We start from the raw sequence: 8,600 nt of genomic DNA, 5'->3' as shown, positions 1-8,600 counted from the left end.
AAGCCCACCGACGTGTCCCCTGTCATCCCCTCCTCCCCGCTCCGCCGTCGTGCAGGGCCCGCGCTGGCCTTGGGCCTGACGGCGCTCGCCACCGGCTGTGGCACCGGCGAGGAGACGGCCTTCGCGGTGCGTGCCCAGGCCCAGGAGTCGCGGCCCACGACCTGTCAGGACATCAAGAACGGCTGGCCGGAAGCGCCGGACGGCGACTACACGCTGTATGTCTCCGGCGACGCGTCCGCCCCCTGGACCGTGTATTGCCATGGCATGGCCGGCACGCCCGCCGAATTCCTCACGTTGGCGCGGACGGAGGCTGGCGCCAATTTCTCACAATACACCGCGGGGGGTGCTTCGCCTGGAACCACGGTGCGGACCGCCTTCACCCGGCTGCGCATCAACCCCACCACGCTGAAGGTGGATACGGCGAACCAGACCTTCGCGACCTCTACGGGGTCGCTCCGGCACAGCCCGGACATGGTGACGTCCATGTCCTACGGCGTGGCCATGTCCTGCAACCGGACGCTGTCGCAGGGCAACATCGACCTGCGGGGCACGCCGTTCGTGGTGCCCGCGGGCCAGCTCGTGCCCTGGGGCGGAAGCATGGCGGGCACTGGCGCCACGTACAGCGAGCTGGAGCAGGTCGTCAGCCTGGCGGGAGGCGGCTACTGCGGCTTCGTGGGCCTCCCGGGCATCGTGAATCCCTACAACCAGAACGGCGGCCTGCTCCAGCTCCAGTACCGCCTGGGCGACCGTCCCGCGACCTGCCAGGACATCAAGACGGCCCACCCGGAGGCCCAGGACGGCGACCAGACGCTGTTCTTCAACCGCGATCCGCTCAAGCCGTGGAACGTCTACTGCCGGGACATGGCCACCACGCCTCTGGAATACCTGTCCCTGGCGCGGACGGGGGATGGATTCAATTACTCGCAATACACGGCGGGTGGGAACTCGCCGGGCACCGATGTGCGGACCACGTACACGCGCCTTCGCATCAATCCCATCACGCTGCGCGTGGACACGGCGGACCAGACCTTCTCGACGTCCGCCGGATCGCTGCTGCACGTGAACAAGCAGCCGGTGACCTCAATGCCATACGCGGCGGCGATGGGCTGCAGCCGGACGGGCCTGGCCAACATCGACCTGCGAGGGACACCGTTCGCGGTGGGTGCGGGGCAGCTCAGCCGGGGTGGCATCAACTCCGAACCCGGCTCGTTCACGTTCAGTGAGAACAACCAGGTGGCCCAGTTGCGTGGCTACGGCGGCTGCGGTTGGGTCGCCCCGGTGGGGAGCTTCAATCCCACCAACCAGAATGGTGTGTCGATGCTGCTGGTGTACGCGGTCCCACAGTAGCGGCGGGCCTCAGCGCGAAGGGCTTCCCAGCACCACCGTCGTGCGCGTGCCGGCCACCGCGTCCACCGTCTGTCGCAGCACGAGGCCTCCAGGTCCCCGGGCCGACAGGACATGCGCACCATGCGCGAGTTTCAGCGGCCCGCGAAGGGGCGCCACGCCGACCTCCACCCCATCGACGAAGATGCGGGCGGCCACGGGAGCGACGAGGGTGACTTCCGCATCGAGGACCCGGAGTGAGAGGTTTCGCGAGACGGTCTCTCCCGCCGCGACCTGGAGGACCTCCTCCACGGGTTCGCAGAGGGGGTTGTCGAAGCGCAACCGGTGCGTGCCAGGGGACAGGCGGACCTCGCGGATGCGGGGCGTGTAGCCCCGGCTCTGGCCATCCACGAACACCTCGGCCCAGGGACGCGTCACCACGGTCAGCGTCGCGAAGCCCTGGGCAGGTGCCGGTGACGGATCCGACGTGGGGACCGTCGCGGTTGCCGGTGGCAAGGGAGCCTGTGCGCTGGAGGTTTGCGGAGGCGCGAGTCTGCGGGAAGGCACGACACGGGGTTTCTGGGCGGAGGAAGAAACCGCATCTGGTCGCACTTCCGCACCGCCCGGAGTCATCTTGCCAGGAGGGCTTCGTGCCGGAAGTGGAGCATCCGGCTCTGGCACCGTCACATTCGAACGAGAGGCAGGCGGCGAAGGCGTGGGTGCTACGTCCGTCACCACCGTGGCGCGCTCCGAAGGCGTCTGCGTGGTTTCCCGCAGGGCCACCCACGCGCCCACGGACACCAGCAGCCCACTCAGCAGGGCGCTCCCGACAAGCACACGGGTCCGCCTCGTCCTGGGGCGCGTCCGCAGGAGCGACAGCACTTCCGGAGCACCGGGCCGCAGGGACAGCGCGACATTGAGATACCGGGCCGCCTGGGCACCCTGCCCCGCCGCGAGCAGCGCGCGTCCCTCACCCAGCAGCCGTTGAAACCGAGCCTCCCGCCAGCCAGAGGCGACGTCCTCCGGAGCCACGAAGAAGGCCCGTGAAGCCTCGGAGGGGGAGCCCACCAGGGAGCGAAGGACCTCCTCCAGGCCCACGGTCAGCTCCGCGCCATCCCGGGGTCGGTCGCGAGCATCCCGGGCAAGACACCGCGCCACCAGCGCACCGAGAACCTCGGGAGTGCCCGGCACGACCTCCGACAACAAGGGAGCATCGCGAGTCATCACGGAGACGGCCAACCGCGCGCTCCCTGCCCCCGAGTGCGGCGTCATTCCCGCGCACAACTCGAACAGGACCACGCCCACCGCGAAGACATCCGACGCCGGGGACCAGGCACCGGTATCGATGCGTTCGGGCGCCATGTACGCCAGCGAGCCGATGACGGCGCCGGTGCTGGTCAACCGCGCCTGATCCGCCAGCGCGGCGATGCCGAAGTCGGCCAGCTTCAGCGGGCCACCCAGCGCCACCAGCACGTTCTCCGGCTTGACGTCCCGGTGCACCACGCCGCGCGCGTGCGCCGCCTCCAGCGCCCGGGCCAGTTCCCACCCCAGCAGCGCGGCGACCTCGGGAGGCACGGGGGAAAGCCGTCGCGCCAGCTCGCGCAGGTTCTCCCCCTGAACCCATTCACAGACAAGGAAGGGACCGCGCACGGAGTCCTCGCCGAAGTCATGCACCTCCAGCACGTTCGGGTGCTTGAGCGAGGCGACCACCTCCGCCTCCCTGCGGAAGCGTTCAGCGAGGCCCGGGTCCAGGCCTGGATGCAGCACCTTCACGGCCACGCGGCGGGAAAGCCGGAGGTCGCGGGCCAGGAAGACCGTCGCCATCCCCCCTCGCCCCAGCTCCTGCTCCAACTGGTAGCGGCCGGCCAGCAGTTCGCCCGTCATCGCGAGCGCAGTCTAGGGACCGGGATTTTCAGGAGCAAACGCCAGGGCCGCACGGACCGCCTCAGTCCTCTTCGCCCAGGTAGCGGAACACCGAACGCAGGCCGATGCCCAGCGCCCGAGCCGCGTCCTTCTTGCTCCCACCGCTGCGAGCAATGGCCTCCCGCACGTAGCGAAGCACGAAGGCGTCCCGGGCCGCGTCCAGGGGCAACAGCGGCGTCGCATCCGCCCCCAGGTCCAGGTCTTCGGCGCCCAGTGACTCCCCTGAAGCCAGGATGGAAGCACGCCGCACCCGCGACACCAGCTCGCGGACATTGCCCGGGAAGGGATGCCCGCGAAGGGCCTCGGTGGCCTTCTGGGTGAAGCCACGAGCGCGACCGCCCTCCTGTTTCAGCACATGGTGGGCGATGAGCAGCACGTCATCACCGCGCTCGCGAAGGGCGGGCACCTCCAGGCGCACCTCCTCCAAGCGGAAGAGCAGGTCCTCGCGGAAGGCGCCCCGGGCGACGAGCGCCTTGAGGGGCTGATGCGTGGCGGACAGGACGCGCATGTCGACCTTGCGGGGCCGGTGTTCGCCCAGCCGGGTCACTTCGTGTTCCTGGACGACGCGAAGCAGGCGGGACTGGAGGGACAGGGGCATGTCCCCGATTTCGTCCAGGAACAGGGTGCCGCCATCCGCCGCCTCCACCAGGCCCGCTCGGTCCGCGCCCGCGCCGGAGAACGCCCCGCGCACATGGCCGAACAGCTCCCGTTCGATGAGGGATTCAGGAAGCGCCGCGCAGTTGATGGCGACAAGCCGTCCCCGCCGACCGCTGCGGCGGTGGAGCGCGCGGGCCACCTCCTCCTTGCCGGTGCCCGTCTCGCCCTGGATGAGGACGTGCAGGGACGTGGGTCCCAGCCGTTCAATCTGTCGGTAGAGGGAGCGCATGGCGGGTGACTCACCGATGAGTCCCTCGAAGGTGGCCGCGGCGATGCGCTGCGTGAGGTTGTCCACCTGCGAGCGCAACTCGGTCAGTTCACGAGACGTGGCCAGCAGCAGCGCCGCGAGCGAGGAGAGGGCCATGGCCTCCTCCAGGTCGCGAGAGGCGAACGGAGGACTGCCCACCCGTCGGCCCAGGTACACGGCACACAGGGGCGCCGAGCCCGCGCGAAGGGGCAGCACCAGCGCGGAGGTGAGGCGCAGGGCCAGGACGCTGGGAGCACCGGCCAGGGAAGCCTCCACCGCGACATCGGGCACCAGCACGGGAGCCCCTGACGCCACGACCTGATCCACGAGGCTGTCCACCACGACCGCGGCGGGCACGGAGCCGGTGGAGGCCACCACCTGACGCCGGTCGCCCTCCACCGACACCAGGAAGCCCACGTCCGAGGACGTCACGTCCGCGATGCCGCGAAGGGTGACGTCCAGCAACTCCGAAGCAGGACGCTGCACGAGCAGCCGGGAGGCGAAGTCGGTCAGCACCGGCAGCAGACGGGAGGACGGCGTCGTATCTGGCTGGAGATGCGACCGGAGTTCCTCGGAAGCCCCCAGCGTGAGCGTGGCCCGACCGATGACGAAGGAGTCACCCGGAGCCAGGGGCGACAGGTCCACGCGTTTGCCGCGAACGCGCACGTCGCAACCAGGGCTGGCGGCGGACACCGTCCACCCCCGCGCGTCCCGGAACAGCAGGGCGTGACTGGCCTTCACACCAGGAGAGGACAGGACGACATCACACGCGGGTTCGGTGCCCACGGAGACCACCGGCTTCTCCAGCGCGAAGTGGCGGCCGTCCGGAAGGGTCAGGAAGAAGCGCATGGGGCGGGCGGATTTGACGGCAGCCCAGGAGGAGCGGGAGTTCCCCTTCCGGAGCTCAATCCTTCGTCAGGTCATAGACCTCCTGGATGTTGTGCAACGTCTGCACGAAATCCAGCTTCAGGTCGTTGATGATGCCGTTGCGCATGTCGAACACCCACGCGTGCACGATGGGATAGCCCTTCGACAGATAGGACTTCTGCACGGCGGCCGTCTTGATGATGTTGATGCTCTGCTCCAGGACGTTGAGCTCCACCAGCCGGTCATAGCGCTTCGCCTCATCCGTGATGCCGTCCAGCTCCAGCTTATGGAAGCGGTACACGTCGCGGATGTTGCGCAGCCAGGGGTTGAGGATGCCCAGGTCCTTGGGCTGCATCGCCGCCTGGACGCCGCCGCAGCCATAGTGGCCGCAGACCACGATGTGCTTCACGTCGAGGTGCCGGACGCCGTAGTTGATGACGGACATCACGTTGAGGTCGACGTTGTTGACCAGGTTGGCGACGTTGCGGTGCACGAACACGTCACCGGGCGCCAGCCCCATGATCTGGTTCGCCGGGACGCGGCTGTCGGAGCATCCGATGTACAGGAAGTCCGGCTGCTGTGACTGGGAGAGCCTGGCGAAGTAGTCCGGATCCGAGCGCAACTGCTCCTCGGCCCAGCGCTGGTTGTTCTCGAAGATCTTGTCGTAGGGCGTCACGGCAACGACGCTCGCACGGGCTGGCGCGAACGTCGAGAAGTCTGGGCGCCCGATGTCACCCAGGCGAAGCCTCGCCCAGCTCAAAAAAGGGTCGCAATGACGTCCTCCGCTCACCATCCTTCAGTCAGGGCGTCCGCCGGGACGCCTCCCACCCCGACCCGGCAACGGAGCCCGCCATGTCCCTCACGCGCGCCGCAGACCTCCCCGAACACGTCGAGGTGTTGATCGTCGGAGCGGGTGTCTCGGGGATCGGAGCGGCCTGCTATCTGAAACGGGAGCACCCATCGAAGTCGTACGCCCTTCTCGAGGCCCGGGGGGCGACCGGTGGGACGTGGGATCTCTTCCGCTACCCCGGCGTCCGCTCCGATTCGGACCTGCACACGCTCGGGTACGAGTTCAAGGCATGGACGAACAACAAGTCGATTGCCAGCGCGGACGCCATCCTCGCCTACCTGCGCGAGACCGTGGCCGAACACGGAATCGACCGTGCGATCCGCCTCCACCACAAGGTGCACGGCGCCGCCTGGTCCAGCACGGAGGCCCACTGGGTCGTTGATGTCGAGCGCACCGACACCGGCGAGCGCCTGAAGCTCACCTGCCGGTGGTTGTTCTGCGCCAGCGGCTACTACCGCTACGACCAGGGGTTCACGCCCCGGTTCGAGGGAACCGAGCGCTTCAAGGGCCGCATCCTCCATCCCCAGCACTGGCCCGAGGACCTGGACTCCACGGGCAAGCGCGTCGTCGTCATCGGCAGTGGCGCCACCGCCGTGACCCTCGTGCCAGCGATGGCGGACGCGGCGGCGCATGTGACGATGCTGCAGCGCACGCCCACCTATATCCTGCCCGCCCCTTCCGAGGACCTGTTCGCGAAGCTCGCGCGGAAGCTGATGCCGAAGACGTGGGCCCACGCGCTCACGCGACGCAAGAACATCGCCGTGCAACGCTTCATCTGGCGCTTCGCCCATCGCTACCCGCGTGCCGCCCGGCGTTTCATCCGCTTCGTGAACGCCCGGGAGCTTCCGAAGGGGTATCCGGTCGACGAGCATTTCAACCCGCCCTACAACCCGTGGGAGCAGCGGCTGTGCGTGGTGCCGGACGCGGACCTCTTCAAGGCCATCTCCAGCGGCCGGGCCTCGGTGGTCACGGACCACATCGAGACCTTCACCGAGAAAGGCCTCCAGCTGAAGTCGGGCCGGGAGCTCGAGGCCGACATCATCGTCACCGCGACGGGCTTGAACCTCCAGGCGCTCGGCGGCATCGCGCTGACCGTTGACGGAGCACCGGTGCACCTGCCCGACACGGTGGCCTTCAGGGGAATGATGCTCAGCGGGGTGCCCAACTTCGCCTTCGCCATCGGCTACACCAACGCGTCCTGGACGCTGAAGGTCGGCCTGCTGTGCGAGCACTTCTGCCGCCTGCTCGCGCACATGGATGCGCACGGCCACACCATCTGCCGTCCCGAACTGAGCGACCCGGCGATGCCCACCCGGCCGCTGATCGATTTCGCCGCCGGCTACGTGAAGCGCTCACTCGACACCCTGCCCCGTCAAAGCGACCACGCCCCCTGGGTGATGTCGATGGACTACCACCTGGACACCCGGCTGCTCCGGGAGGGCCCGGTGGTGGACCCGCACCTGCGGTTCTCCTCGCACGTACGTCCGGCCACCCCCTCCACGCAGGATGTCGCGGAGGTGGGATGAGCTTGCGGATGCGGCTGGCCGCCGCCGTGCTGCGGACACGCCGAGGACAGACTCGCGGCCCCGCCCAGCTCCGGCACGAGTACGCAGGCAGGAAGTACCCGCCGCCAGCACCCCTCGGACACTCCCTGCGCAAGCGATGTGACGTCCGCGAGGAGCGCGTGCTCGGTCAGGTCGTGTACACGCTGACCCCGAAGGCCGGAGCCTCGGGCTGGCACGTCATCTACACGCATGGCGGCGCGTTCGTGAATCCGCTTCAAGGCGCGCACTGGGACATCATCGAGCGACTCATCCGGGAGACGGGCGCGATGGTGACCGTGCCCCTCTATCCCCTCGCCCCCGAGCATCCGTACACCGAGGCCTTCCGCCTGCTCGAACAGGTCTACCGCGACGTCCTGCGCAACGTGAGCCCGGGCCGGATCGTGCTCTGCGGTGACTCGGCGGGAGGCAACTTGGCAATCACGCAGGCGCTGCACTTCCGGAGCCAGAACCTCCCGCTGCCGGGCCACCTGCTGCTGTTCGCACCGTGGTTGGACCTCACGATGTCCCATCCGGAGGTGGCGGCGGTGGAGCCTCGCGACGTCATGCTCCGGGCCGCCGAACTGGTGGAATGGGGCCGCTGGTGGGCGGGGTCCTCGGACCCGCGCGGCCCGCTGCTCAGCCCGCTCTTCACGGACCTCGGGGGCCTGCCACCCATTCACATCGAACAGGGCACCGACGACCTCTTCCTGCCGGACGCTCGCCGGCTTCGTGACCAGGTCACGGCCGCGGGAGGTCAGGTGGAACTGCACGAGACACGCGGAGGGTTCCACGTGTTCATGGGGGCCACCTTCACGCCGGAGGCGCACGCCGTGTTCCGCCGGATCGCGGAGCGGCTCGGCACCGCACGTTGAGGAGGTCCGCGTCCTACCCGGGCGCTCCGGGGCGGGCCTGTGCGCCGACCGTCTGCTCGCGCGGGGGTCGGGGGATGAGGTAGTCGCGCTGGATGGTGGCCAGCCCCAGCTTCTCCAGCAGCACGCACGCCCCGTAGCCCAGATCCACCTCGTGAAGGTGGTACGAGAACGAGGCCGACCCTGGATAGCGGTGGTGGTTGTTCTGGAAGCCTTCGCCCAGGATGAGCCACGCAGCCAGGTGGTTGTTGCGTGAGTTGTCGGACGTCTCGAAGTTGCGCCCACCCACCGCGTGCCCGAGTGAGTTGACGACGCCCCCC

The 8,600-nt window shown here is 68.8% G+C and carries 6 protein-coding genes and 1 pseudogene; 3 read left to right on the top strand and 4 right to left on the bottom strand.

Going from position 1 to position 8,600, the window contains the following annotated elements; translation table 11 throughout:
• A partial coding sequence (locus tag D7Y13_RS33560) for a GON domain-containing protein (RefSeq protein WP_120630897.1) occupies window positions 1-1,347 on the top strand: 1,347 nt, incomplete at its 5' end.
• 9 nt (window positions 1,348-1,356) lie between these two features.
• Here D7Y13_RS33560 and D7Y13_RS33555 read toward each other — a convergent pair.
• The 3 genes from D7Y13_RS33555 to D7Y13_RS33545 all read right to left on the bottom strand — a co-directional run bounded on the left by D7Y13_RS33555 (window position 1,357) and on the right by D7Y13_RS33545 (window position 5,693).
• On the bottom strand, window positions 1,357-3,207 hold the full coding sequence (locus tag D7Y13_RS33555; RefSeq protein WP_120537512.1) for a serine/threonine-protein kinase: 1,851 nt from the start codon (window positions 3,205-3,207) through the stop codon (window positions 1,357-1,359).
• Between the two features lie 61 nt (window positions 3,208-3,268).
• The gene (locus D7Y13_RS33550) at window positions 3,269-4,999 is read right to left on the bottom strand and encodes a sigma 54-interacting transcriptional regulator (protein ID WP_120585772.1); all 1,731 of its coding nucleotides are present in this window, start codon (window positions 4,997-4,999) and stop codon (window positions 3,269-3,271) included.
• A gap of 55 nt (window positions 5,000-5,054) precedes the next feature.
• Entirely contained in the window at window positions 5,055-5,693 is a 639-nt protein-coding gene (locus D7Y13_RS33545; protein ID WP_233595959.1) for a carbonic anhydrase, read from the bottom strand.
• A gap of 176 nt (window positions 5,694-5,869) precedes the next feature.
• Between D7Y13_RS33545 and D7Y13_RS33540 the strand changes: the two genes are divergently transcribed.
• Window positions 5,870-7,393, top strand: coding sequence for a flavin-containing monooxygenase (locus D7Y13_RS33540; RefSeq protein WP_120585770.1), 1,524 nt, complete (start codon window positions 5,870-5,872; stop codon window positions 7,391-7,393).
• Window positions 7,390-8,283, top strand: coding sequence for an alpha/beta hydrolase (locus tag D7Y13_RS33535; RefSeq protein ID WP_120585769.1), 894 nt, complete (start codon window positions 7,390-7,392; stop codon window positions 8,281-8,283). Before D7Y13_RS33540 ends, D7Y13_RS33535 begins: the two co-directional genes overlap by 4 nt.
• Window positions 8,284-8,296: 13 nt before the next feature.
• Here the strand turns inward: D7Y13_RS33535 and D7Y13_RS33530 are convergent.
• Window positions 8,297-8,600 (bottom strand): annotated as a pseudogene (locus D7Y13_RS33530) (fatty acid desaturase); the annotation flags it as partial.

Origin of the sequence: Corallococcus praedator (assembly GCF_003612125.1) — a bacterium.
GTDB lineage: Bacteria > Myxococcota > Myxococcia > Myxococcales > Myxococcaceae > Corallococcus > Corallococcus praedator.
The sequence above is the reverse complement of the archived record's forward strand: the minus strand, read 5'-3'. Positions and strand labels throughout refer to the sequence as shown.

Excerpts from the sequence above, each read along its gene's own strand:
- D7Y13_RS33555 (WP_120537512.1), bottom strand. The coding sequence starts at position 3,207 with ATGACGGGCGAACTGCTGGCCGGCCGCTACCAGTTGGAGCAGGAGCTG.
- D7Y13_RS33550 (WP_120585772.1), bottom strand. The coding sequence starts at position 4,999 with ATGCGCTTCTTCCTGACCCTTCCGGACGGCCGCCACTTCGCGCTGGAG.
- D7Y13_RS33540 (WP_120585770.1), top strand. The coding sequence starts at position 5,870 with ATGTCCCTCACGCGCGCCGCAGACCTCCCCGAACACGTCGAGGTGTTG.
- D7Y13_RS33535 (WP_120585769.1), top strand. The coding sequence starts at position 7,390 with ATGAGCTTGCGGATGCGGCTGGCCGCCGCCGTGCTGCGGACACGCCGA.